The sequence below is a fragment of the uncultured Nocardioides sp. genome, from assembly GCF_947488025.1.
In the GTDB taxonomy this organism is placed as follows: domain Bacteria; phylum Actinomycetota; class Actinomycetes; order Propionibacteriales; family Nocardioidaceae; genus Nocardioides.
The window spans coordinates 160,471-183,672 of the sequence record NZ_CANKYS010000002.1 but is presented as its reverse complement, the minus strand read 5'-3'; the positions used below and the strand labels follow the sequence as shown (position 1 = coordinate 183,672).

Sequence of the window (23,202 nt, the reverse complement as noted above, 5' to 3'; positions counted from 1 at the left end):
GCATGGATTTCACCGACTACCACACCCGGCTGGCCGCCTACGTCCTGCTCGTCGACGACGGGGCAGCAGACGGGCAGGAGCGGGTGCTGCTCGCGTGGTGGAACGGCGAGGGGCACAGCGATCCGGCGTGGTCGCTGCCCGGCGGCGGGATCGAGTTCGACGAGTCGGTCCGCGACGGCCTGGTGCGCGAGGTGTTCGAGGAGACGGGCTTCCACGTCGAGCCGGGTGGGCTGCTGGCCGAGCACTTCTTCACCGGGCGCGGTCGGACCTTCGACGGCTGGTTCCGCTCCCAGCGGTTCGTCTTCGACGCGACGATCACCGGTGGCGAGCTGGGCACCACCGAGGTCGACGGGTCGACCGACCACGCCGCGTGGGTCCCGCTCGCCGAGCTCGAGGGACAACCGCGAGCAGACATCGTGGACGTCGCGCTGGCGGCCCGTGCCGCCCGGACGGTGCCGCGATGAGCCTCGCGATCCGGGTCATCCCGTGCCTCGACGTCGACGGTGGCCGGGTGGTCAAGGGGGTCAACTTCACCGAGCTCCGCGACGCCGGCGACCCGGTCGAGCTGGCCCGCCTCTACGACGCCGAGGGCGCCGACGAGCTGACCTTCCTCGACATCTCCGCCTCCCACGAGGGCCGCGCGACGACGATGGAGGTCGTGAGCCGCTGCGCCGAGGAGGTCTTCATCCCGCTCACCGTCGGCGGCGGCGTGAGCAGCGTCGACGACGTCGACCGGCTCCTGCGCGCTGGTGCCGACAAGGTCGCGGTCAACACCGCCGCCATCCACCGCCCCGAGCTGGTGGCCGAGATCGCCGGCCGGTTCGGCAACCAGGTGCTGGTGCTGAGCGTCGACGCGCGCCGCGTCGGTCCCGACCACGAGGGCACCGCGAGCGGCTTCGAAGTCACCACCCACGGCGGACGGAAGAGCGCCGGCCTCGACGCCATCGAGTGGGCCGTGCGCGCCGCCGAGCTGGGCGCGGGCGAGATCCTGCTCAACGCGATGGACGCCGACGGCACGACGGACGGCTTCGACCTCGAGCTCATCCGGGCCGTACGCCGCGAGGTGGGCATCCCGATCATCGCGAGCGGGGGAGCGGGCGCGGTCGAGCACTTCCCGCCCGCCGTCGACGCCGGGGCCGACGCCGTGCTGGCGGCCACCGTCTTCCACTTCGGGACCCTCACCATCGGCGACGTCAAGGCCGGTCTGTCCACGGCCGGTCATCCCGTCCGCTGACGGCACGCGGAGTCGTAGGATTCCGCCATGCTGAAGACCTCCCGGCGCTCGACCAAGCGCCACCTCGCCGTCGCCTCCCTCGCGTCCGCCGCGATCGCGCTGTCCGCGTGCGCCCCGACCGACGAGGCCGACAGCGGCACCGACTCCGGCTCGGAGACCTCGGGGGGCTCGGAGTCCGAGGCGCCGGCCGCCGACGAGTGCACGCCGGACACGATGGAGACCGTCGCCGACGGCACGCTGACGATCGCCACCGACGACCCGGCGTACGAGCCGTGGTTCGTCGACAACGACCCGACCAACGGCGAGGGCTACGAGTCCGCGGTGGCCTACGCCGTCGCCGAGCAGCTGGGCTACACCCAGGACCAGGTCACCTGGGTGACGGTCCCGTTCAACAAGGTGGTCCAGCCCGGCCCGAAGGAGTTCGACTTCGACGTCAACCAGGTCTCGATCACCGAGGCCCGCCGCGAGGCCGTCGACTTCTCCTCCGGCTACTACGACGTGGTGCAGGCCGTCATCACCAACAAGGGCAGCGCGATCGACGGCGCCACCAGCCTCGCCGACCTCGCCGACGCCAAGCTCGGCGCCCAGGTCGGCACGACCAGCTACACCGCCATCACCGACCAGATCCAGCCCTCGGCCGACCCGGCCGTCTTCGACACCAACGACCAGGCGGTGCAGTCGCTCAAGAACGGTCAGATCGACGGCATCGTCGTCGACCTGCCGACGGCCTACTTCATGACCGCGGTCCAGCTCGACGACGGGGTCATCGTCGGCCAGCTCCCGCTCCCCGAGGGGGAGCCCGAGCAGTTCGGCGCCGTGCTGGCCAAGGACAGCCCGCTGACCGACTGCGTCTCGTCGGCCGTCGACACGCTGCGCGAGGACGGCGTCCTCGACCAGATCGGCCAGGAGTGGCTGGCCCAGCAGGGCGCTCCCGAGCTGTCCTGATGCCTGACCAGGTGGACACCGCCTGGGAGCCCTCCGAGGTCCAGCGCGAGCGCGACGACTGGCGGCGCCGGCGCACGGTCCGCAGTGCTGTCATCGCGTCGGGCAGCACGCTGCTGCTGCTCGGCGTCGTCGGCGGGCTGGTGGTCAGCTCGCCGGGCTGGGAGCGCGTCCAGGAGACCTACTTCGACTGGGACAAGGCGGTCTCGTCCTTCCCGGCGGTGCTCGAGGGCCTCTGGCTCAACATCCGGGTGATGGCGCTCTGCGCGGTGCTGATCGTCGCGTTGAGCCTGACGATCGCAGTGATGCGCACCATCCGCGGTCCCGTCGCGTTCCCGCTGCGCCTGGTCGGGACGGCGTACGTCGACATCTTCCGCGGCCTGCCCCTGCTGCTGGTGATCTTCCTGCTCGGGTTCGGCGGCCCCGCACTCAGCCTGTCCGGGCTGCCCACGTCAGCGCTCTTCTGGGGGTGCGCGGCGCTGGTGCTGTCCTACTCGGCCTACGTCGCCGAGGTGTTCCGGGCCGGCATCGAGTCCGTGCACCCGAGCCAGCGCCTGGCCGGCCGGTCGCTGGGACTCAGCTACGGGCAGACGCTGCGCCGCGTCGTGCTGCCCCAGGCCTGGCGCCGGGTCATCCCGCCGCTGATGAACGACCTGGTCTCGCTCCAGAAGGACTCCGGCCTGATCGCCGTGCTGGGCGTCGTGGACGCGATCCGGGCGGCCCAGATCGAGACGGCCATCGACTTCAACTACACGCCCTACGTCGTCGCCGGCGTGCTGTTCTGCTGCCTGACGATCCCGATGGCCAGGCTCACCGACCGCTATGCCCGCAAGAAGGGCTACCACGGGGCAGGAGGCCACCTGTGAAGCTCACCCCACGACGTTCTTCTCCTTCGCTGCGCTCCGCCGAACAACGCCGCGGGGACCCCGAGACCTCCCACCTGCTGTCTCTCGGCGGCGTCCGCAAGTGCTTCGGCGACAACGTGGTGCTCCGTGACGTGGACCTGACGATCGAGCCGGGTCAGTGCGTCGTGCTGATCGGCGCCTCCGGCTCGGGGAAGTCGACGCTGCTGCGGTGCGTCAACCTGCTCGAGGTCGTCGACGACGGCGTGATCACCTTCGAGGGTCGCGACATCACCCACCCGTGGGTGGACGGCGACGAGGTGAGGTCCCGCATGGGGATGGTCTTCCAGGCCTACAACCTCTTCCCGCACCTCGACGTGATGGGCAACGTCACCCTGGCGCTCCGGCTCGTGCACGGCGTGGGCGCCGAGGAGGCGCGCTCGCGCGGCCTGGCGATGCTCGAGCGGGTCGGGCTGGCCGCCAAGGCGCACGCCAGGCCCGACGACCTGTCCGGCGGGCAGCAGCAGCGGGTGGCGATCGCCCGGGCGCTGGTGACCAACCCGCGCCTGATGCTGCTCGACGAGGTGACGAGCGCACTCGACCCCGAGCTGGTCGGCGAGGTGCTCGACCTGTTGACCGACCTCAAGGCCGAGGGCGTCACGATGCTGCTCAACACCCACGAGATGGGCTTCGCCCGCGACGTCGCCGACGAGGTCTGCTTCCTGCACGACGGGCGCATCCATGAGCGGGGCAGGCCCGAGCAGGTGCTGGGCGACCCGCAGGAGGAGCGCACCCGCGCGTTCCTGTCGCGCCTTCGCACCTGACCCCTGAACGGGTGGTCATCCGGGGCTCGTGATTCGCCCGGTGTCGGTGGCGAGGAATAGCCTGACGGACGGCTTGGTTGCGCTCGGCAACTGACCGGGGCAGACATCGGGACGACGAGGAGGCGGGCGACACCTGTGGGCGAGGACGCGGAGCTGCGGGGCACCACCACTCTCGACGGCTTCCGGGTCCTGTGGGTCGGCATCAAGCGCGAGCCGATCGTCTTCACGGTGGCCACGCTGGGAGCGGTGCTCTTCGGGGTGCTGACCGTGGCCGACGCCTGGGTGCTCGGCTGGGCGACGCAGCACGTCGTGATCCCGGCCTTCGAGACCGGCGAGATCGGCACCGACATGCTGGTGTGGGTGGTCGCCCTCTTCATGGGCGTGGCCATCCTGCGCGCGGTCGGCATCGTCGCGCGCCGGCTCGGCGGCGGCATCATGTACTACCGGATGCAGTCCCACACGCGTCGCGGCGTGACCCGGCAGTACCTGTCCCTGCCGATGGAGTGGCACCAGCGCCACCCGACCGGCCAGCTGCTGTCCAACGCCTACTCCGACGTCGAGGCCGCCTGGTCGCCGATCATGCCGCTGCCGATGGCGCTCGGCACCGTGGTGATGATGGTCATCGCCGTGGTCCAGATGTTCCTCGCCGACGTGGTGCTGGCGCTGGTGGGCCTGCTCGTCTTCCCGGCCGTCGTGGTGGCCAACCTGCTCTACCAGCACTTCTCCTCCCCGCTGATGACCCGGGCCCAGGGGCTGCGCGCCGAGGTCAGCGAGATCGCCCACGAGTCCTTCGACGGCGCGATGGTGGTCAAGACGCTCGGTCGCGAGGTCGAGGAGACCGACCGCTTCCGCGCGAAGGCCCACGAGCTGCGCGACGTCAACATCCGCGCCGGACGCTTCCGCGCGATCTTCGACCCGACCCTGGCCAGCCTGCCCAACCTCGGCGTGCTCATCGTGCTCGCGGTCGGCGTCTCCCGCGTCGCCAGCGGCGCGACCGAGGCCGGCGACGTCGTCACCGTCGCCTACCTGCTGACCATCGTGTCCTTCCCGATCCGCGCGATCGGCTGGCTCCTCGGGGAGTTCCCGCGATCGGTCGTGGGCTACCGGCGCGCCAGGGCGGTGCTCGACGCCACCGGCAACATGGCCTACGGCCTCGACGAGCTGCCGACCCGCGCGACGGGCGGCGCGCTCCTGGAGGTCGAGGACCTCCACTACTCCTACGACGCCGACGCGCCGCTGCTGCGCGGCGTCGACTTCGACGTACGCCCGGGGCGCACCGTCGCCCTGGTGGGGGCCACCGCGTCGGGCAAGAGCACGCTGACGAGCCTGATGACCCGGCTGGTCGACCCCGACGCCGGCCACATCCGCATCGACGGCCACGACCTCACCGGCCTGCGCAAGGGCGAGCTGCCCCGCGACGTGGCCCTCGTCCCGCAGACCGCCTTCATGTTCGACGACACCGTCCGGGGCAACGTCACGCTCGGCGCCGACGTCGCCGACTCCGACGTGTGGGCCGCCCTGCGCACGGCCCAGGCCGACGGCTTCGTCGCAGCCCTGCCCGAGGGGCTCGACACGCGGCTGGGGGAGCGCGGCACCTCGCTGTCCGGCGGCCAGCGCCAGCGGCTCTCCCTCGCCCGGGCGCTCGTGCGCCGTCCGCGGCTGATGATCCTCGACGACGCCACCTCCGCGGTGGACCCCGAGGTCGAGGCGCGGATCCTGGCGTCGCTCCGTGGCGACCGCGGTGACGATGACGGATCGGCCGCCTCGCTCGTGGTGGTGGCCTACCGCAAGGCGACGATCTCGCTGGCCGACGAGGTGCTGCACCTCGACGAGGGGCGCATCGTCGGACGCGGCACCCACGCCGAGCTCCTGTCCACCAGTCCCGCCTACGCGCAGCTGGTCAACGCCTACGAGACCGACGCCTCCGCCGACGCCGCCGAAGGGACCTCGCGATGAGCGCCACCGCCCCCACCTCCGGCACCCGCATGGACACCGGGGAGGACATCGGGGCCATCGCCACCCTCCGCCTCGGCGCGAAGTACTCACCCGAGCTCCGCGAGGGCCTCGGGCTCACCCTCTTCTACGCGGTGATCGCCTCGTGCGGCCAGATCGTCGTGCCGATCGCGGTGCAGCAGACCCTCGACCGCGGCCTCAACGGTCCTGGTGGGCCGCGCCTCGACTACGTCGCCTGGATGGGCGTGCTGGCCGCGGTCGCGATCCTCGTGACCAGCTGGGCGTCCTACCTGATGACGAGCCGGCTGTTCACCGTCTCCGAGCGCGGGCTCGCGACGCTGCGCACCAAGGCGTTCCGCCACGTCCACGACCTCCCGCTGCTCACCCAGAACACCGAGCGCCGCGGCGCACTGGTCTCGCGGGTGACCAGCGACGTCGACCAGGTCAGCCAGTTCCTGGTCTTCGGCGGCCTCATCTTCGTCGTCAGCATCGGGCAGATGCTGGTCGCGACCGTGCTGATGGTCGTCTACAGCTGGCAGCTGGCCCTGGTCGTGTGGCTCGCCTTCGCGCCGCTGTTCCTCTCGATCCGCTGGTTCCAGAAGAAGCTGTCGGCCGCCTACACCGTCGTACGCCACCAGGTCGGCGTGCTGCTCGGCGCGATCTCCGAGCCGGTCGTCGGCGCCGCGGTCGTCCGCTCCTACGGCATCGAGGACCGCACGCAGGCGCGCATCGACACCGCCATCCAGGACTGGCAGGACGCCTACACCCACGCGCAGACCTACACCGTCACCTCGTTCTCCCTCGGCGGGCTCTCGGCCGGCCTGGCCAACGCCGGCGTGATCGTGATCGGCGTGCTGCTCGGCTTCACCGGTGACATGACGTCCGGCAAGGTGCTCGCCTTCGCCTTCCTCGTCACGCTCTTCGTGGGTCCGGTCCAGATGGGCACCCAGATCCTCACCGACGCGCAGAACGCGATCGCCAGCTGGCGCCGGGTCCTCGGCATCCTGGAGACCCCGGCCGACCTCCTCGACCCCGGCCCCGACGGCGAGGTCCTGCCCCGCGGTCCGATCGACGTCCGGTTCGCCGACGTCAGCTTCGCCTACCCCGACGGGCCTCCGGTGCTCCGCGAGGTGGACCTCGCGATCGACGCCGGCACGCGCGTGGCGATCGTGGGGGAGACCGGCTCGGGCAAGTCCACCTTCGCCAAGCTGCTCACCCGCCTGATGGACCCGAGCGACGGCTCCGTGCTGCTCGACGGAGTCGACGTACGCCGCATCGACGCGCGGTCCCTGCGGCGCAGCGTCGTGCTGGTGCCGCAGGAGGGATTCCTGTTCGACGACTCGATCGCGGCCAACGTGCGCTACGGCAAGCTCGACGCCACCGAGGACCAGATCCGGGCGTCGGCGGTCGAGCTCGGCATCGACGACTGGCTGCGCGGCCTCCCGCGCGGGCTGCACACCCAGGTCGGGCAGCGGGGCGAGTCGCTGTCGGCCGGCGAGCGCCAGCTCGTCGCGCTGCTGCGGGCCCACCTCGCAGACCCCGACCTCCTGGTCCTCGACGAGGCGACCAGCGCGGTCGACCCGGCGCTGGAGATGCAGATCGGCCGCGCCCTCGAGCGACTCATGCAGTCACGGACCTCGGTCACCATCGCGCACCGGCTGTCGACGGCCGAGAGCGCCGACGAGGTGATCGTGGTCGACAAGGGGCGCGTGGTGCAGCGCGGACCCCACCGCGAGCTCGTCACGCAGGCGGGGAGCGTCTACGCCGGCCTGCACGCGAGCTGGATCGCCCAGCACTCCCGGGTGTAGGCCGGGGCGACGATCAGGACGCGAGGAGCTGGCTGATCAGCAGGTCCGCGTCGAAGGCGTCGGACTCGGTGCCGGGGGCGACCACGGCGACGGTGCGGGCGATGAAGTCGAGCACGTCCGCCGCGCGGGCGAGCAGCACGAGGTGGCCGTCGGGCGAGCTGAGCTCGATCGAGACCATGGCGCGGCCGCTGAGCCCGATGGCGGGGGAGACGTGGACGTCGCCGTCGCCGGCCGGGGCCTCGGTGCCGCGGATCAGCAGGTCTCGGCCGAAGGTCCACACCAGGTTGCCGTCGGAGGTGACGAAGGTCATGGCCACGGCGAACGGGTCGGAGCTCGCATAGCTGAGCACCGTGTCGATCTCGTGGCGGATGCCGCGGTCGTCCATGCACTCGACGGTGATGTCCAACGCGACGTCGGACAGGGTGTGCCCGTTACCGGACAGGTTCATCGAGGGCTCCTAGTGGTCGCCCGGGGCGAGGCTTCCCCGGGTTGCGTGCTCATGAGACGGCATGCCGGGATGCTCATGATGCAAAACGGCAAAATATGACCCGAACCGGTCCAGACCGGATCTTGATGCTGGCTCGGAGCGAACTTGACGGTAACCCGGGCTTTCGCCCGCAGAGAAACCGCTGGCCCGGCCGGGTAGGTTCTTACGCATGACGGGGGTAGCCAAGCGCATCGGTCTCGAGGTCCTGGGATGGACGTTGCTGCTCCTCGGTGTGGCGGCGATCTTCCTGCCCGGCCCGGGACTGCTCGGCATCTTCGCCGGCCTGGCGGTGCTCTCCCAGCAGTACGACTGGGCGGAGAGGCGCGTCGAGCCGGTCCGGCTGCGCGCGATGCTGGGCGCCGCGGAGAGTGTGGAGACCTGGCCCCGCATCGTCGCCTCCTGCCTCGGTGCGATCGTCCTGGCCGCGTGCGGCGTGCTCTGGATCATCACGCCCCCGGCGCCCGACTGGTGGCCGGTGTCCGAGACGTGGTGGCTGCCCGGTGGGATCTGGACCGGCGTCACCCAGGTGGCCTCCGCGTTCATCGCGGTCGGGTTGATCATCTACAGCTACCGGCGCTTCCACGGGCACCCCGAGAAGGCCGACGAGCTGCGCCGTGACATCAAGGCGCGCGGGCGCAGGACGGCCGACCGCACCGTCGGCGCGGATTCCTGACCCGATTCCGGCTCAGGCCGCACGATGGGATACCGTTCTGCCGAGCTCGGGCGATTGGCGCAGTGGTAGCGCGCTTCGTTCACACCGAAGAGGTCACTGGTTCGAACCCAGTATCGCCCACCGAGTCCGCGACAGTCCCTGACCTGCGCCACGAGCAGATCCAGGGGCTGTCGGCATGTGGGACCCATGGTCGGTCCAACGATCCATCGCGCCCGAGGTGACGGCCCGTCACCAGGACGCTGGTGCTCGACGCGCCGGTCAGCTCGATGCGACGGCGTAGCGCCGGGAACAGCGCCACGGCAACGGCGCTCGATGAGCGTTCCCTCGGTGCGGGTGAGGCCAGGCGCGGCCGTTGGGCTCACGATCGGATCGACCGGCCTTCTCCTTCTCGGCGACGTCCGCGCGTCGCCCCGCACCGACGGGTGTAGTGATCTCATGGCTCCAGCCGAGAGCTCGAACGGCATCCCCCGCCAAGGCATTCTCCTCGCCGCGGCGATGTTCGTCTTCGTGATCGACACGTCGTTCATGAACGTCTCGATCTCGGCTGTCGTCAAGGACCTCGACACAACGGTGAGCGGCGTCCAGTCAGCCGTGGCGATCGAAGCCCTCGTGTCCGCTGCGTTCATCCTGATCAGCAGCAAGGTCGGTGATCTCTTCGGTCGCAAGCGCGCGTTCGTCGTCGGCATGGTGTTCTACGCCGTCGGAGCACTGGCCATGGTCTTCGCCCAGGACTTGACGGCGATCATCGTCTTCTGGGCGATCCTCGGTGGGCTCGGGGCCTCGCTCTACCTGCCCGCGATGCAGTCGCTGATCCACGGGAACTTCACCGGCAAGGTCCGCGCCAAGGTGTTCGCGCTGGTCGGAGCGTCAGCCGCAATCGCCGCCGCTATCGGTCCGCTGGTCGGAGGCTTCGTCACCACCCTCATGTCGTGGCGCGTCGGGTTCCTGTTGGAGGCGCTCATCATCGGCATCGTGCTGCTCGGAAGCCGGGGCATCCGTGACGTGCCGTACACCGGAGACCGCTCGGTCGACCTGGTCGGGGCGTTCTTGTCGGTCATCGGCATGGGCGGGCTCGTCATCGGGGTCCTCGTGTGGCAGGAGGGCGGCGAGTCCGTCGCGCTGCTCCTCGCGATCGGAGCCGCCGCGATGGGTGGCCTCGTGTACTGGCTGGTCCGACGCAAGCGCGAGGGACAGCCCGCGCTTCTCGATCCGGGCCTCTTCTCCTCGAAGTTGTTCAGCACGGGCGTCGCCCAGATCTTCCTCCAGCAGGTCGCGCTCGGCGGGCTGCTCATCGCATTGCCCATCTTCCTGCAGCTCGTCTGGGGCTACAACGCGCTTGAGGCAGGCATCACGCTGGCGCCGCTGTCGCTCACGATGTTCGGTGTCGCACTGCTCGCCGGACGGAGGGCGGGGCGGCGGAGGGCGAGCAGCATCATCCGAGCGGGCTTCGTCCTGCTCGCCGCATCGATCGTCGGCCTCATCCCACTGGTGCCTCGGGCGGACTCCGGTTGGCACCTGGTCCTGCCGCTCATGCTTGCCGGAGCCGGCCTCGGCCTCCTCGCATCCCAGCTCAACAACTACGCGCTCGCTCCCCTCTCGGAGGAACGGGTCGGCGAGGCTGCTGGGGTGACCTCGGCAACCGGGTCGTTCGGCCTGTCGTTCGGTCTCGCCTTCGCCGGCGCGATCATGCTCGCCACTTTGTCGACCGCCTTCACGACCATGGCGGGGTCGAGCAGTGTCCTGCCGCCGGCTGACCAGGAACGGGTCGCGTCGGTTCTCGAGGAGGACGCGCAAGTGATGAGTGACGCGCAGCTCGAAGAGCTCCTCGCCGCGCAGCCCGAGAGCGTGCAGGACGAGATCCTGGGCATCAACGCCGATGCTCGGGACCTGGCGCTCCAGGTAGCGCTCGTTGTCGCGCTCCTCGCGGCGCTCGGCGGTATCGCCATCTCCTTCCGCATGATGCGCCTGCCTGATCCAGCGCCGTCGACCGCGGACCACGATGCAGGGCTGTACTGACGACCCCCGCGGGTGGCCGGCCGCGTGACCGATCCGGCCCGGCACGGGTTGTTCGCGATCACGTCGTGGTCATCCACCTTGGACGGGCGGCCCATCCCTCACCCGCCGGGGGTGAGGCCAGAGGACCCGGCCGGTCACGACCATTGAGCCTCGACCAACCAACACGTGGAGGCCTGCTATGGCAAGCCCCGATACCGCTGCTGTCGCGGATCGTCGTGGCTTCGATCCGGTCGCTGCCGACGTCGACGAGGTGGCGCGTGAGCTGGGGGTAGATCCTGCTCGGGGGCTCTCCGGGGACGAGGCGCGAGTCCGGCTGGAGTCATACGGAGCAAACCGGTTGGCCGGGGGAAAGAAGGAACCGGGGTGGCGGGCATTCCTGCGTCAGTACCAGGATTTCATGCAAGTCATCCTCCTGGGTGCGGCCCTGGTGAACCAGCTGGTCACCGGAGACACCGGCACCACCGTCGTGCTGGCTGGGCTCACCGTCTTCAACGCCGTGATCGGCCTGCGCCAGGAGTCCAAGGCCGAGGAGAGCGTCAAGGCGCTCGCGCAGATGATGAAGACGATCGCCCGGGTTCGCCGAGATGGCCAGGCGGTGGAGATCGACGCCGAGGAGCTGGTGCCCGGCGACGTCGTCCTCGTCGAAGCGGGCAACCTGGTTCCTGCTGACGCCCGGGTCTGCCTCGCCGCGACCTTGGAGATCGAGGAAGCGGCATTGACCGGTGAGAGCCTCCCGGTCGGGAAGTCCACCGAGCCAGTCATGGGGGATGACGTCCCGCTCGGCGACCGGACCTGCATGGCCTACATGAACACGTCGGTCACTCGCGGACGCGGAGAGCTCATCGTCACCGCTACCGGCATGGGTACGGAGATCGGCCACATCGCCCACATGCTCGCCAACACCGAGACCAGCAAGACGCCGCTTCAGAAGCAGCTCGACGCCCTGTCCAAGATCATTGCCGCGATCGCCGCCGTCGCGCTCGTGCTGGTCGTGCTGCTGGGACTCGCCCGCGGTGAGTCCTTTGACACGCTGTTCGTCACGGGTGTCGCGCTTGCCGTGGCCGCCATCCCGACCGGCCTTCCGGCCGTGGTGACCGCGCTGCTCTCGATGGGGACCAGGGAGATCGCCAGCCGCCACGCCATCGTCAAGCGCCTGCCCGCGGTGGAGACGCTGGGATCGACGTCCGCGATCTGCTCCGACAAGACCGGCACCCTGACCCTGAACAAGATGACCGCCCGCGAGCTGATCATCCCCGGTCACAACCGGTACACCGTGTCCGGCGAGGGCTACAGCACGAGGGGCGACATCAGCCATGTGGGTGGGCAGCGCCACGACCTCGACCCCTACCTGCTGCCGATGGTGCTGTGCGCCGACGCCGTCCTCGACGGGGAGAGCCTGATCGGCGACCCGACGGAGGGTGCGCTCATCGTGCTCGGGGCCAAGGGCGGGCTCGACAGGGAGCAGGATGACGGGGGAGGGCTTCGCGATCCTGGTCGACCTCGTCGACCGGGGGCTCATCCGCATCCTGGACCTCGCCTTCGTCACCAAGGACCCGGACGGGTCCATCCACGCGATCGACATCCGTGACATCGACGGCGACGGCGAGCTCGACCTGACCGTCTTCGAGGGCGCGTCGTCGGGACTGCTGGACGAGGGAGACCTGGACGAGGCCGGCACCGCGCTCGAAGCGGGCAGCTCCGCGGGCATCCTCGTCTACGAGAACGTGTGGGCCGCGCCCTTCGCCCGAGCCGTGCGTCGGGGCGGCGGGCAGCTGGTGGCCAGCGGTCGCATCCCCGTCCAGGCCCTGCTCGCTGCCGCCGAGGCCGCCGACTCCGGCGCCCCGGCCTGATCATCCACGAGAGAACAGGAACACGTCATGCCAGGTCTCATCCGCGGTGTCGCACGCACCGCCGCCATCGCCGGTACCGCCACGGCCGTGTCCAACCGGGTCTCGCGCCGACAGGCGGGCCGGTGGGCCGAGCAGGAGCAGCAGCAGCAACAGCAGCAGTACGCCGAGGCGCCGCCCCAGCAGTACGCAGAGCCGCCCGCACCGCAGGCCACCATGGACGACAAGCTGGCGCAGCTCAAGGAGCTCGGCGAGCTCAAGGCCGCCGGGGTGCTCAGCGAGCTCGAGTTCGAGCAGCAGAAGGACCGCATCCTCAACGGATGACGCCACCGCGCCGCATGGGCCACGGACCCTCCGGGTACCGGAGCAGCAGCACCCAGACGTAACGGCTCGGGCCTTCGCACGTTGACGTGTGCGGGGGAAGGCCCCCCGCGGGTCCTGAGCGAGGTGGCACGGTGAGCAACGGGTTGTGGGACTACCGCGGCGCTGTCTGGGACTACCGCGAGTCGACCTGGACGCTGGACGGCGACCTCGTCGGCTACGCGGTCGAGGCCGCCGACGGCCGCGTCGGCACTGTCGTTCGGGCTTCCAGCTTGTCCGCCGCGGCCTACCTGGTGATCGACGCCGCGCCCGAGGTCGAGGGTTTGCGTCTGGTGCCGGCAGGCGCGGTCGCGTCGATGGACCATGACGACCGCACGGTCCGGATCGGCCTCACCCGGCTCGAGGTAGCGGCCGCCCCGGCCTCGCAGTGCGAGCTCGACGGCGCAGCACGCGCCGAGTACGACGGCTACTTCGCCGACCTGGACTTCCGCTGACCTACTCGCGCTCGTCCTCGAAGTGGACGGTGACGGCGTAGATGACGAGCACGTCCAGCATGATCAGCAACCCGTACCAGCCGGGCGAGGCGGAGAGGAACGCCAGGTTGGTCACGGCGCTGAAGGAGGCGATCACCATGGTGGCCACCCGGCTCCAGGGCTTGCGCATGACCAGGCCGACACCGGTCAGCAACGCGAGGGTGCCGAGTGCCATGTGGGCGATGCCCCACCCGGCGTAGCTCTGGAACAGGAGCAGGTCCGTCGCGTCGGCGTCGTACACCCGGTTCTCCAGGAGGGCGATGAACCCGCCGAGGACGTGGAAGCCGCCGATCAGCACCAGCATGATCGACGCGAAGCCGATCATCCCGGTCCAGAGCCGGGAGCCAGGTTCGTCGAACGCGTCCTGGGGGTTCGGTCGGCTGGTCTCGCTCGTCATCGTGCTGCTCCTCGTCCCGCTGCTCGTCCGGGCTCTTCGTCCGGATGCCTCGTGGACAGGCTCGCACCGCACCGGTGCCGGGGCGTCACCCTGCGCGGGTGACGTCCGGTGCTCAGGACTTCGGTCAGGGCTCAGCGGGTCCGCCGGCCCTGCGGAGCTCCTCCATCGCCTCGACGATCGCCACCGGTGCGTCGTCGGAGAGCTCAGCGTGCAGCAGCACCACGTCACCTCGCTTGAGCTCTCGCTCCATGGCGGGGCGCACCTCGTCCAGGTTCCCGTCGCTCGAGAGCACCAGGAGTGCGGACGAGCCCGGGGTCAGCTGTGAGCCGAGCTCCTCGACGAACTGCTCGTCGATGCCGGACTTGCGCAGGCGTGCTGCTGCGCTGGCCACCCCCGCTCCGACCGCTGCCCCCGCGAGGGGGGCCAGCACGACCATGCCGACCAGGCCGCCGAGGATCGACCCCTTGCCGGCGGTCGCGGCCGTCGAGTGCTTCAGGTGCCCGATCACCGGTTTCTGCGCCTGCGGCATCCACGCGATCGTGATGGCGTCGTGGACGGTGAGGGCCTTGCGCTCGGCGAGGCTCTTCAACCGCACCGCTCCGGCCTCGGCCCCGAAGGGGGTGTCGTAGCGCCAGACCGTCAGGGCCGTCATCGCGGTCGCCTCACCGGGTCTCTGCGGCGGAGCCCGCCGGGGCGGCGGCGGGGGAGAAGGGATGCATCTGCTCCCGGCCGCCCTCGATGACGAGGCAGGTCGACTCCGGCACCTCGCGCCACGCGCCCTGCAGGGATCCCAGCGGCTCGGACACCACGAGACGCGCATCGTCGGACAGCTGCTGGAGGGCCGGGTTGTCGGGATGCTGGAGCCGGAGGGCGCTGACGTCGACGTTGTGGAACAGCGACCGAGACCTGCCCTCGCTGGAGTAGCGGAACGCCCACGTCACGTCTCCGTCGGTGGTGGCGACCGTCATCTGGATCGGGTACTGCACGCCGTGGCGCCGTCCCGTCTCCTCGATGAAGCCGACGGCCCGTGCCACTGCGGCCGGGGGGTCCTGCTCGAGCCCGTAGGTGAGGGCGAGGTAGAAGAACAGCTCTGAGTCCGTCGATCCCTCGATGAGGGGGAACAGCGCGGGCTCCACCTCCAGCGTCAGGTCGCGCTTCACCGACGTGAAGTCCGCGATCGCCCCGTTGTGCATCCAGAGCCACCGCCCGTGCCGGAAGGGATGGCAGTTGCTCTGCTGCACGGGTGTGCCGGTCGTCGCGCGGATGTGCGCGAACACCCGACCCGCGGAGGCGTGGCTCGAGAGCTCGCGCAGGTTGCGGTCGCTCCAGGCGGGCTCGGTGCTGTGGTAGATGCCCGGCTCGTCCTGGGCGCCGTACCAACCCACCCCGAAGCCGTCGCCGTTGACGGCTTCGACACCGAGCCGCGAGTGCATGCTCTGGACCACGAGCGAGTTCTCCGGCGCGAAGAGCAGGTCCGAGAGGAGCACCGGCGAACCGGAGTAGGCGAGCCATCGACACATGGCGTTCTTCCTTTCGATCGTGGATCGGCCGTTCCATTCCACGCGCGTGTCGGAGCGGGCGGCTCACCCCCGCGAGGTGAGGCCGGGTCGGGTCCCTGGTCGTAGCGTCTGGCCGGTGGCAGCGCTCGAACCGCCGGCTCCGCTCGCTCTGGCCCGGGCCCTGGCCGCACACCGACCCGGATCGAGGGAGCCACACACGGTGGTGGTCCTCCCGTCCTACAGCGTCGACCACACGCTGCTCGAGCACTTCGGGCCGCGCCTCCCTGCCCTGGAGCACCGCCAGCTGCTCTCGATGTTGTCGCTCGCGCGACGCCCGGCGGCCGAGATGATCTTCGTGACGGCCGAGCGTCCGACGCAACGAGTCATGGACTACCACCTCTCGTTCGTCGAGGACGCGCTTCGTGACGGCGTACGCGCTCGGTTCCACGTCGTGGCGGTGCCGGACGACACCGCGCGCTCGATCACCGCCAAGCTCCTCGACAGGCCCGACCTGCTCGCGACGATCCGGTCGATGACCCGCGGACGCCTGGCCTTCATCGAGCCGTGGAACGTGACGGACCTGGAGGTGCAGGTCGCGCAGCGTCTCGGGCTGCCGCTCAACGGCACACCCGCGACCCTGTGGCCGCTGGGGTTCAAGAGCAGCGGACGCCGGCTCATGCGTGAGGCCGGCGTGCCCCTTCCCGGGGGGCGGGAGGACGTCCACAGCGTCGACGACGTCCTCGCGGCCGTCGAGCACGTCCGGCAGGAGCGCCCCGACGCCGAGGGCGTCGTCGTCAAGCTGGACGACAGCGCATCGGGTCTCGGCAACCGCGTGATCGAGTTCGCCGATGTCCCGAGTCCGCCCATGCTCCGTGCTGCCGTCGAGTCGCTGGGACCGGACTACCTCGCCGACCTCGCCTCCGGTGGCGTCGTGGAGGAGCTCCTGGCGGGCGAGGAGCTCGCCAGCCCGAGCGTGCAGGGCGAGATCACGCCGGACGGGCGGGTGGCGGTCGTCTCGACGCACGAACAGATCCATTCCGGCACGCACCGACAGGTCTACGCGGGGTGCCGCTTCCCCGCGAGGCGGGACTACCGCGGCGACCTCGCGGTGTACGGCACATCCGTCGGGCAGCTGCTGGCAGACAGGGGCGCGCTGGGCCGGTTCTCCGTCGACTTCGCGGCGACCCGCGCGTCGTCGCGGTGGCGCGTCCACGGCCTCGAGATCAACCTGCGCAAGAGCGGCACGTCGCACCCCTTGTCGCTGCTGCACAACCTGACGCCGGGCCACTACGACGACGTCGCCGGCACGTGGTCCCTCCCGGACGGTTCGCGGCGCTGCTACCGCTCGACCGACAACCTCCTCGACCCGCTCTGGCGTGGGCGCGAGCGTGACCTCATGGATGCGGTCGACCATGCCGGGCTGACGTTCGACCGGGGCCACGGGGTCGGCGCCGTCCTCCACATGCTGAACGGCCTCAGGATCGCGGGCGTCGTGGGACTGACCACGATCGGTCGCTCGCCCGACGATGCCCAACGACGCTACGAGGCCGCGGTGGCGGCGATCACGGGACGAGGACCACCGGATCCGGGTGAGGCGAGGAGCGGAGGGGCGTCTGGCAGCATGAGCGACGGGAGGGACGACGCATGCACAGGAGCACACGCGCACTGAGCTCGCCGACGCCGGCGTGAGCGGCGGTCGTCGTCGCACTCAGGCCGCCGACGAGCTGGCTCGCCGTGATCCCGGCGGCCTCCTCTACGGGGCCGTGATCACGGCCGGTGTCCTGGCCGCGGTGAGTGCCAACGTCTCGCACGTCCAGCGGGTCGCGCTCAGCGTCGCGGCCGTCGTGGTCGTCTACTGGCTGGCCCACGTCTACACCGAGTCGCAGGAGATGCTCTACGAGGGTGATCATCGACCCCTCCACCGACGCACCCCGCACGCCGCGGCCAAGGAGGTCTCCATCCTCGTCGGTGCCGTGCCCGCCGTCGCCGTCTACGTCCTGCTCCACCTGCTGGGGCTGTCCGCCACTGGCTCGGCCTACTGGGCGCTGTGGTTCTCAGTGGCGTTCCTCTCCGTGATCGGCTACCTCGGAGCCCACCGGGCCGGCATGACGGGGTGGCGGCTCGCCCTCGAGTCGGCCGGCGCAGCCTCCCTGGGCGTCCTCGCCGTGCTCGGCAAGCTGTTCCTGCACTGAGCCTGTTCCCGGGCGCCCCGCCAGTGCGCTACTCGACGACCTGCAGCTCGCGGGTGGTGGTGTTGAGCCGTCGTCCCCCGGTGTCGGTGACCGTGACGATGTCCTCGATGCGGACCCCGAACCTGCCGGCGAGGTAGATGCCGGGCTCCACGGAGAAGCACATGCCCGGGACCAGGGGCTGCTCCTCGCCCTCGATCATGTACGGCGGCTCGTGGGTCGTGGTGCCGATGCCGTGGCCGGTGCGGTGGATGAACCGCTCGCCGTGGCCGGCGTCCGAGATCACGGCGCGAGCCGCTCGGTCGACCTCCTGGCAGGCGACGCCGGGCCGCACCGCCTCGACGCCCGCCTGCTGGGCCAGCCGCACGATCTCGTGCACCTCCCGGATCTCCTCGGACGGCTCGCCGACGCAGACGGTGCGGCTGGTGTCCGACCCGTAGCCGTGCATGAGCCCACCGAAGTCGAGGACGATCGCGTCGCCGACCTCGATGGTGCGATCACCCGCCTCGTGGTGGGGGTTGGCGCCGTTGGGTCCGGACCCGACGACGGTGAAGTCGACCTGCTCGTGGCCGTGCTCCCTGAGCAGGCGCGCGAGGTCGGCCGCCACGTCGGTCTCCCGGCGCCCGGCGAACCGGACCCCGAGGATCTGTTCGTACGTCGCGTCGGCCGCGGCGCCCGCCGCTTCCAGCCGGGCCAGCTCGGCGGAGTCCTTGACCGCACGGAGCATCGGCAGGCTCTGCGTCAGCGACCGGTAGGAGCTCCCGGGGACCGCGTGCTGCAGGCCGAGCAGGTGTGCGGCCCAGGCCGAGTCGGAGATGCCCCAGGTCGCCCCGCCACGCATCAGGGCGGCGGCCCCCTCGAACGGGTCCTCGCCGTCGTTCCACGCCACCATCTGCAGACCGGCCGCGCCGGTGGCCGCCTCGGCGTCGGGTCGCTCCAGGGTCGGGACCACCAGCGTCGGCTCGCGGTCGCGCGCGAGCACCAGGACGGTGAGCCGCTCGGTGATCGCGGTCGGCCGGTAGCCGGTGAGCCAGACCAGCTCGGGTCCGGGCATGACCAGGAGCCCGTCCAGCCCGGCTCGCGTGGCGTCGGCCACGGCGCGCCGCATCCGGGCCACGTAGTCGTCCCGGGTGAACGGCGTCGGTGCGTCGGCGGCTGATGGGCTCATCGGACGCTCTCTTCCTTCTCCGGCCTCGACGTGGGCAACGTGTGGGTGTGCGCGGCTGCGGCGGCTGCGGCGTCGCCCAGGGTGGCGCGACCGGGCCGCTGCCGGCGGAGCGCGAGGGCCATCAGGACGCCCATCACGCTGAAGACCGCCATCATCCACGAGGCGGCGCCCAGGCCGGCCGCCAGCGCCTCGGACTGGGAAGCCCCGTCCGCCGTCTGGTTGCCGATGACGGTGCTGTAGATCGTGGCAGCCAGGGCAGTGGCCACGGCAGCGCCGACGTACCGCGCCATGTTGGAGACCCCCGAGGCCCCGCCCACCTGTCGCTCGGGCACCGATGCGGTCGCCGCCGCTGACGCGGGTCCGTTGGAGAGCCCCATGCCGACCGCGATGGCGACCAGCGGCAGCAGGAACGCGGCGTACTCCCACGTGGCGTCGGTGAGCCCCACCACGACGAAGCCGGCGGCGCTCAGGGCGAACCCCACGCCGACCGTCTGCCGGCTCCCGACCTTGGCCGCCAGCCTGGGCACCAGGGGAGCGACGGCGACCAGCCCCACCGTCGCGGGCAGCGTGGCCAGTCCTGCCTCGAACGGGGTGAAGCCGAGCGCGGCGGGGTCCTGGAAGTAGAGGCTGAGCAGGTACATCAGCCCGTTGATGGTGCCCGCTCCGATCAGGATCGCGATGGTCGACGCCACCAGCACCACGTTGCGCAGCAGCGCGAGGTCCAGCAGCGGGACGGCGACGCGCCCCTCGACGACGATGAAGGCGTACCCGGCAGCGAGCGAGATCGCGAAGCACGTGAGCGTGGGCGCGGAGATCCATCCCCAGTCGCCGCTCTCGGTGACCGCGAGGATGACAGGAGTCAGCGTCAGGGCGATCAGCACCGTGCCGAGGTAGTCGATCGACCGCGGACGTTCCTCGTCGCGCGACTCGTGCACGGTCGCTGCGGTCAACGCCATGCATCCGAGGGCGATGCCGGCGTCGATCCAGAACAACCCCTGCCAGCCCGTGAGGTCGACGAGCACGCCACCGACCAGCGGACCGGCCGCCGCGCCGACGGCCGCCGCCGCCCCCCACAGGGACACGGCCCGCAGCTGGGCGGGTCCCTCGGTGGCGACCGTGAGCAGGCTCAGCCCGCACGCCAGGATCGTCGCTCCCGCCGCACCCTGGATGAGGCGTCCCGCGATCACCATGCCGCCGGAGTCGGCGAGTGCGATCAGGACGCACGACACGACGAACAGGGCGAGTCCGAGCTGGAAGATGCGCTTGCGGCCGAAGACGTCCCCCAGCGATCCCGAGGTCACGATCACGGCGGCACCGACGAGCGAGTAGCCGGTGACCGCCCACTGCAGCGTGGTGACGGACATCCCGGTGTCCTCGGAGATCGCGGGCAGCAGGATGCTCACCGCCGAGGTGTTCGCGTTGACCACCAGCGTGGAGATGCAGGTGGCCGCGAGGACCCCGCGTGCTCCGGTGCTGCCTGTGGCCACGTCACTCATCGGGGATCCTCCCGGTCACCGTCCGGCGCACGCCGTTTCCGCGCCGACGCTACGGGCGTGCCAGGCCCACTGCCCTCACCCGCCGTGGGCGAGAGGACGGGCAGCCCGACCGGCTCAGAGCACCGGGCGGTCGCGCTCCCCGACGTCGGTCTGGCCTCCCCGACGGGCGATGCCGCGCCGCGCGGCCGAGGTGAGCAGCCGGATCCCCAGCCCGAGCACCACCAGGTTGCCGAGCATCTGCACGGTCACCAGCAGCATCATGCTGTCGGTCCGCGCCACGACGTCACCGAAGCCGACGGTGGCGAAGACGGTGACCGTGAAGTACAACGCCGCGACGTGGTCGAGCGAACGGGAGAAGCCCGTCGGGTCGTTCTGGGAGTTCGCCAGGTAGATCCGGGCCCAGATCAGCAGGTAGACCGGGACCAGCACGGCGAGGGACTCGACCGCGCGGAGGATGGGGTACCTCGCCCGGATGATGGCCGGCACCTGCACTCCGACCACGGCGACGAAGATGCCCAGCTGCAGGATCAGCCACGGCACCCCCAGTCCCTCGCCCGGGGCTCGTGTCGGGATCAGGAAGTACGTCACGCACAGCGCCGACACCGTCAGCACGACCCGGCCCAGCACGAAGAGCCCGTGCACCCACAGGTCCCGTCGGGGACCCGCGGCCGTTGCCTGGCTCATGCTGCGCACCTCCTCGCCGGGAGACCCCGCCCCGACGAGGATCCGGCATGCCTCGCCACGCTCGCCTCCCCCCGGTCGGGTGATCGGGGTGGGTGAGGGGGAGGACTCAGGCCGCGTCGGGCGCCCAGCGGACGACGAGCAGCGCGACGTCGTCCTCCTGCTCCTCGCTCGCCATGGCACCCAGCAGCCGGTCGCACAGCTGGTCGAGGTCGGACGTCGAGGGCGCCACCTCGGCGAGCAGGTGCTCGAGGGCCTCGATGCCGTCCTCGATGTCGCGGTCGCGGCGCTCGACGAGGCCGTCGGTGTAGAGCACGAGGGTGGCGCCGGCCTGCAGTGCGACGGCGCCCTCGTGACGCTCGGCGGCGGGGTCGAAGCCGAGGAGCAGGTCGTTGGCGTCGGCGTCGGCCAGCCTGGTCACGATGCCGTGCTGGTCGACGAGCAGGGCCGGCGGATGTCCGGCGTGGGACCAGCGCAGCAGCACCTCCGCGGACCCGTCAGCGGGCGAGGGCACCTGCTCGAAGCGGGCCACCACCGCCGTGGCAGTGGTCTCGAGCTGCAGGGACTGCATGACGGTGTCGAGGCCGGACAGGATCGCGGCTGGCGCGTCACCGCTGTGGACGGCGATGCCGCGCAGCAGGCCGCGGACCTGTCCCATGGCGGCGGCCGCCTCGACGTCGTGCCCGACCACGTCGCCGACGACGACCACGATGTCGGGTGTCGAGGACGTCTCGGTGCGCTGCAGGAAGGCGTCGTACCAGTCGCCGCCGATGCGGGCGGCCTCGCCGGCAGGTGTGTAGCGGGTGGCGACCTGCAGGCCCTCGCGGCGCGGCGGCGGGGTGAGCATGCTGCGCTGCAGGGCCTCGGAGACGTCGCGTTGCGACTCGTAGAGGCGGGCGTTGTCGAGCGCCAGGGCGGCGCGGGCGCCGATGTCCTCGAGGAGGGCCACGTCGTCGTCGGTGAACGGCGTGCGGAAGAGGTCGCGGAAGGCGCTGACGACCCCCACCGTGCGGCCGCGGGCGCGCAGCGGGACGACCGCGGCCGAGAAGGGGGCGAGCTGGCGCAGCAGGTCCCGGGCGGCGCCCGGCTCCAGGACCGCGGCCACCGCCTCGCTGGCCGACGACCCCATCAGCACGGGCGTCATCTCCCGGATCGCCCGGGCGAGGTAGGACGAGTCGGTCATCGCCCGGAGCCGCCTGGCCGCGTAGTCGCGGAGGGTGTCCTCCATGGCGGGGTCGCGGTGCGACCAGCCGACGTCGCGCAGGCCGCGTCGCCAGTCGCTCGCGTGCGGGTCCTCCACCAGGGTCACCAGGCACCAGTCCGCGAGCTCGGGAACGAGCCGGGTGGCGAGGCGGCTGACGCCCTCGGCCGGGTCGAGCGTCGCGGTGAGCGACTCCGAGACCGACGCCAGCAGCGCCAGGCGGTGGGCCGAGCGGTCCAGCGCCTCCTGGGCGTCGCGGCGGGCGGTGATGTCGACGAAGTAGACCGCCAGGCCCTCGGGCGAGGGCCACGCGCGCACCTCGTACCAGGCGTCGAGCGGCGGGGGGTAATAGGCCTCGAAGGTCACCGGCTCGCCCGACGCGACGGCCGCGCTGTAGTGCTCCTCGAAGGGGCCCCCGGCGGCAGCGGGGAACGCCTCCCAGATGCTGGCACCGACCAGGTGCACGCGGCTGGCGCCCAGCAACCGCTCGGCCTCGGAGTTGACGTAGGTGAAGCGCCACTGGCGGTCGAGCTGGAAGAACGCCGACGACATGGACTCCAGGACGCGACCCACACGGGCCTCGCCCTCGCGCACCTCGGTGGTGTCGTACGCCGCTCCGACGAGGCGGACGGGCTGGCCGTCGGGACGGTCGGCGAAGGCGTGGCCGCGGGCCTCGATCCACCGCACGGTCCCGTCGGGCCGCACCACCCGGTACTCCGCGTCGTAGTCACCGCACGTGGCGATGGCCCGCTGGAGCGCGTCCGAGACGCGGCCGATGTCGTCGGGGTGCACACACCGGTTGAAGGCCTCGATGGTCCCGCCGAAGCCGTCCTCGTCGAAGCCGAACAGCTCGAGGAGTCGGCCGTCGAAGCGGAGGTCGCCGCTCACCAGGTCCCAGACGAAGGCCCCGACACCGGCGGCGTCGACGGCGAGCCGCCACGCGAGACGGTCGCTCTCGGCGTCGAGGGAGGACGGAGAGCGCGGCGGCGAGGAGTCGTCGTCGGTCACGGGCCTCTTCTCACGTCAGGTCGGTGGCCCGCGTTCCTCGAGGCACGCGCACAGGGTGCCACACGGAGGGGCCGCGACACCGG

23 protein-coding genes and 1 tRNA gene are annotated in these 23,202 nt (G+C 71.2%); 16 read left to right on the top strand and 8 right to left on the bottom strand.

Annotated features, from left to right (window positions below; all coding sequences use genetic code 11):
- The first annotated feature begins 2 nt into the window (after positions 1-2).
- The 7 genes from Q1B24_RS04270 (at position 3) to Q1B24_RS04240 (ending at position 7,603) form a co-directional block, all read left to right on the top strand.
- On the top strand, positions 3-464 hold the full coding sequence (locus Q1B24_RS04270; RefSeq protein ID WP_299923675.1) for an NUDIX hydrolase: 462 nt from the start codon (positions 3-5) through the stop codon (positions 462-464).
- A complete protein-coding gene (gene hisF, locus Q1B24_RS04265; protein ID WP_299923672.1) occupies positions 461-1,234 on the top strand; it encodes an imidazole glycerol phosphate synthase subunit HisF in 774 nt (257 codons plus the stop codon). Before Q1B24_RS04270 ends, hisF begins: the two co-directional genes overlap by 4 nt.
- Positions 1,235-1,261: 27 nt before the next feature.
- Positions 1,262-2,179, top strand: a complete 918-nt coding sequence (locus tag Q1B24_RS04260) for an ABC transporter substrate-binding protein (RefSeq protein ID WP_299923669.1) — start codon at positions 1,262-1,264, stop codon at positions 2,177-2,179.
- Positions 2,179-3,042, top strand: a complete 864-nt coding sequence (locus Q1B24_RS04255) for an amino acid ABC transporter permease (RefSeq protein WP_299923666.1) — start codon at positions 2,179-2,181, stop codon at positions 3,040-3,042. Before Q1B24_RS04260 ends, Q1B24_RS04255 begins: the two co-directional genes overlap by 1 nt.
- Before the next feature lie 74 nt (positions 3,043-3,116).
- Positions 3,117-3,842 carry an amino acid ABC transporter ATP-binding protein gene (locus Q1B24_RS04250; RefSeq protein WP_299925082.1) on the top strand — a complete coding sequence of 242 codons (726 nt, stop codon included), beginning with the start codon at positions 3,117-3,119 and terminating at the stop codon, positions 3,840-3,842.
- A gap of 135 nt (positions 3,843-3,977) precedes the next feature.
- A complete protein-coding gene (locus Q1B24_RS04245; RefSeq protein ID WP_299923664.1) occupies positions 3,978-5,798 on the top strand; it encodes an ABC transporter ATP-binding protein in 1,821 nt (606 codons plus the stop codon).
- Positions 5,795-7,603, top strand: coding sequence for an ABC transporter ATP-binding protein (locus Q1B24_RS04240; RefSeq protein ID WP_299923661.1), 1,809 nt, complete (start codon positions 5,795-5,797; stop codon positions 7,601-7,603). Before Q1B24_RS04245 ends, Q1B24_RS04240 begins: the two co-directional genes overlap by 4 nt.
- 13 nt (positions 7,604-7,616) lie before the next feature.
- Here Q1B24_RS04240 and Q1B24_RS04235 read toward each other — a convergent pair whose 3' ends face one another.
- Entirely contained in the window at positions 7,617-8,051 is a 435-nt protein-coding gene (locus tag Q1B24_RS04235; protein ID WP_299923658.1) for an SsgA family sporulation/cell division regulator, read from the bottom strand.
- A 208-nt stretch (positions 8,052-8,259) separates the two neighbouring features.
- Between Q1B24_RS04235 and Q1B24_RS04230 the strand changes: the two genes are divergently transcribed.
- From Q1B24_RS04230 to Q1B24_RS04200, 7 genes are all read left to right on the top strand, one after another.
- Positions 8,260-8,763 carry a PGPGW domain-containing protein gene (locus tag Q1B24_RS04230; protein ID WP_299923655.1) on the top strand — a complete coding sequence of 168 codons (504 nt, stop codon included), beginning with the start codon at positions 8,260-8,262 and terminating at the stop codon, positions 8,761-8,763.
- Between the two features lie 48 nt (positions 8,764-8,811).
- Positions 8,812-8,883, top strand: a tRNA-Val gene (locus Q1B24_RS04225).
- A 66-nt stretch (positions 8,884-8,949) separates the two neighbouring features.
- Positions 8,950-10,779 carry an MFS transporter gene (locus tag Q1B24_RS04220; RefSeq protein ID WP_299923652.1) on the top strand — a complete coding sequence of 610 codons (1,830 nt, stop codon included), beginning with the start codon at positions 8,950-8,952 and terminating at the stop codon, positions 10,777-10,779.
- Positions 10,780-10,957: 178 nt separating this feature from the next.
- The gene (locus Q1B24_RS04215; RefSeq protein WP_299923649.1) at positions 10,958-12,367 is read left to right on the top strand and encodes an HAD-IC family P-type ATPase; all 1,410 of its coding nucleotides are present in this window, start codon (positions 10,958-10,960) and stop codon (positions 12,365-12,367) included.
- Positions 12,267-12,629: a DUF6325 family protein gene (locus Q1B24_RS04210; RefSeq protein ID WP_299925079.1), complete on the top strand. Its 363-nt coding sequence runs from the start codon at positions 12,267-12,269 to the stop codon at positions 12,627-12,629. The genes Q1B24_RS04215 and Q1B24_RS04210 overlap by 101 nt, the downstream gene beginning before the upstream one ends.
- 27 nt (positions 12,630-12,656) lie before the next feature.
- The gene (locus Q1B24_RS04205; RefSeq protein ID WP_299923646.1) at positions 12,657-12,950 is read left to right on the top strand and encodes an SHOCT domain-containing protein; all 294 of its coding nucleotides are present in this window, start codon (positions 12,657-12,659) and stop codon (positions 12,948-12,950) included.
- A 131-nt stretch (positions 12,951-13,081) separates the two neighbouring features.
- Positions 13,082-13,441, top strand: a complete 360-nt coding sequence (locus tag Q1B24_RS04200; protein WP_299923644.1) for a hypothetical protein — start codon at positions 13,082-13,084, stop codon at positions 13,439-13,441.
- Between the two features lies 1 nt (position 13,442).
- Here Q1B24_RS04200 and Q1B24_RS04195 read toward each other — a convergent pair whose 3' ends face one another.
- The 3 genes from Q1B24_RS04195 to Q1B24_RS04185 form a co-directional block, all read right to left on the bottom strand.
- Positions 13,443-13,877, bottom strand: a complete 435-nt coding sequence (locus Q1B24_RS04195) for a hypothetical protein (protein WP_299923642.1) — start codon at positions 13,875-13,877, stop codon at positions 13,443-13,445.
- Positions 13,878-14,001: 124 nt separating this feature from the next.
- A complete protein-coding gene (locus Q1B24_RS04190; protein ID WP_299923639.1) occupies positions 14,002-14,529 on the bottom strand; it encodes a DUF1269 domain-containing protein in 528 nt (175 codons plus the stop codon).
- A gap of 10 nt (positions 14,530-14,539) precedes the next feature.
- A complete protein-coding gene (locus tag Q1B24_RS04185; RefSeq protein WP_299923636.1) occupies positions 14,540-15,397 on the bottom strand; it encodes a class II glutamine amidotransferase in 858 nt (285 codons plus the stop codon).
- 199 nt (positions 15,398-15,596) lie between these two features.
- Between Q1B24_RS04185 and Q1B24_RS04180 the strand changes: the two genes are divergently transcribed.
- Together Q1B24_RS04180 and Q1B24_RS04175 are read left to right on the top strand one after the other, a co-directional pair.
- Entirely contained in the window at positions 15,597-17,045 is a 1,449-nt protein-coding gene (locus tag Q1B24_RS04180) for a peptide ligase PGM1-related protein (RefSeq protein WP_299923633.1), read from the top strand.
- Between the two features lie 16 nt (positions 17,046-17,061).
- On the top strand, positions 17,062-17,568 hold the full coding sequence (locus Q1B24_RS04175; RefSeq protein ID WP_299923630.1) for a hypothetical protein: 507 nt from the start codon (positions 17,062-17,064) through the stop codon (positions 17,566-17,568).
- Between the two features lie 28 nt (positions 17,569-17,596).
- Here Q1B24_RS04175 and Q1B24_RS04170 read toward each other — a convergent pair whose 3' ends face one another.
- The 4 genes from Q1B24_RS04170 to Q1B24_RS04155 all read right to left on the bottom strand — a co-directional run bounded on the left by Q1B24_RS04170 (position 17,597) and on the right by Q1B24_RS04155 (position 23,119).
- Complete coding sequence (locus tag Q1B24_RS04170) at positions 17,597-18,733, bottom strand: aminopeptidase P family protein (protein ID WP_299923627.1); 1,137 nt, start codon at positions 18,731-18,733, stop codon at positions 17,597-17,599.
- Positions 18,730-20,229 carry an MFS transporter gene (locus tag Q1B24_RS04165; RefSeq protein WP_299923624.1) on the bottom strand — a complete coding sequence of 500 codons (1,500 nt, stop codon included), beginning with the start codon at positions 20,227-20,229 and terminating at the stop codon, positions 18,730-18,732. Before Q1B24_RS04165 ends, Q1B24_RS04170 begins: the two co-directional genes overlap by 4 nt.
- 114 nt (positions 20,230-20,343) lie before the next feature.
- Complete coding sequence (locus tag Q1B24_RS04160) at positions 20,344-20,913, bottom strand: potassium channel family protein (RefSeq protein ID WP_299923621.1); 570 nt, start codon at positions 20,911-20,913, stop codon at positions 20,344-20,346.
- A gap of 106 nt (positions 20,914-21,019) precedes the next feature.
- Complete coding sequence (locus tag Q1B24_RS04155; protein ID WP_299923618.1) at positions 21,020-23,119, bottom strand: SpoIIE family protein phosphatase; 2,100 nt, start codon at positions 23,117-23,119, stop codon at positions 21,020-21,022.
- Positions 23,120-23,202 lie beyond the last annotated feature (83 nt).

Bases quoted from the DNA above. Each gene is read 5' to 3' on its own strand.
- Q1B24_RS04270 (WP_299923675.1), top strand. From the start codon at position 3: ATGGATTTCACCGACTACCACACCCGGCTGGCCGCCTACGTCCTGCTC.
- hisF (WP_299923672.1), top strand. From the start codon at position 461: ATGAGCCTCGCGATCCGGGTCATCCCGTGCCTCGACGTCGACGGTGGC.
- Q1B24_RS04260 (WP_299923669.1), top strand. From the start codon at position 1,262: ATGCTGAAGACCTCCCGGCGCTCGACCAAGCGCCACCTCGCCGTCGCC.
- Q1B24_RS04255 (WP_299923666.1), top strand. From the start codon at position 2,179: ATGCCTGACCAGGTGGACACCGCCTGGGAGCCCTCCGAGGTCCAGCGC.
- Q1B24_RS04240 (WP_299923661.1), top strand. From the start codon at position 5,795: ATGAGCGCCACCGCCCCCACCTCCGGCACCCGCATGGACACCGGGGAG.
- Q1B24_RS04235 (WP_299923658.1), bottom strand. From the start codon at position 8,051: ATGAACCTGTCCGGTAACGGGCACACCCTGTCCGACGTCGCGTTGGAC.
- Q1B24_RS04230 (WP_299923655.1), top strand. From the start codon at position 8,260: ATGACGGGGGTAGCCAAGCGCATCGGTCTCGAGGTCCTGGGATGGACG.
- Q1B24_RS04220 (WP_299923652.1), top strand. From the start codon at position 8,950: ATGGTCGGTCCAACGATCCATCGCGCCCGAGGTGACGGCCCGTCACCA.
- Q1B24_RS04215 (WP_299923649.1), top strand. From the start codon at position 10,958: ATGGCAAGCCCCGATACCGCTGCTGTCGCGGATCGTCGTGGCTTCGAT.
- Q1B24_RS04205 (WP_299923646.1), top strand. From the start codon at position 12,657: ATGCCAGGTCTCATCCGCGGTGTCGCACGCACCGCCGCCATCGCCGGT.
- Q1B24_RS04195 (WP_299923642.1), bottom strand. From the start codon at position 13,877: ATGACGAGCGAGACCAGCCGACCGAACCCCCAGGACGCGTTCGACGAA.
- Q1B24_RS04190 (WP_299923639.1), bottom strand. From the start codon at position 14,529: ATGACGGCCCTGACGGTCTGGCGCTACGACACCCCCTTCGGGGCCGAG.
- Q1B24_RS04185 (WP_299923636.1), bottom strand. From the start codon at position 15,397: ATGTGTCGATGGCTCGCCTACTCCGGTTCGCCGGTGCTCCTCTCGGAC.
- Q1B24_RS04170 (WP_299923627.1), bottom strand. From the start codon at position 18,733: ATGAGCCCATCAGCCGCCGACGCACCGACGCCGTTCACCCGGGACGAC.
- Q1B24_RS04165 (WP_299923624.1), bottom strand. From the start codon at position 20,229: ATGAGTGACGTGGCCACAGGCAGCACCGGAGCACGCGGGGTCCTCGCG.
- Q1B24_RS04160 (WP_299923621.1), bottom strand. From the start codon at position 20,913: ATGAGCCAGGCAACGGCCGCGGGTCCCCGACGGGACCTGTGGGTGCAC.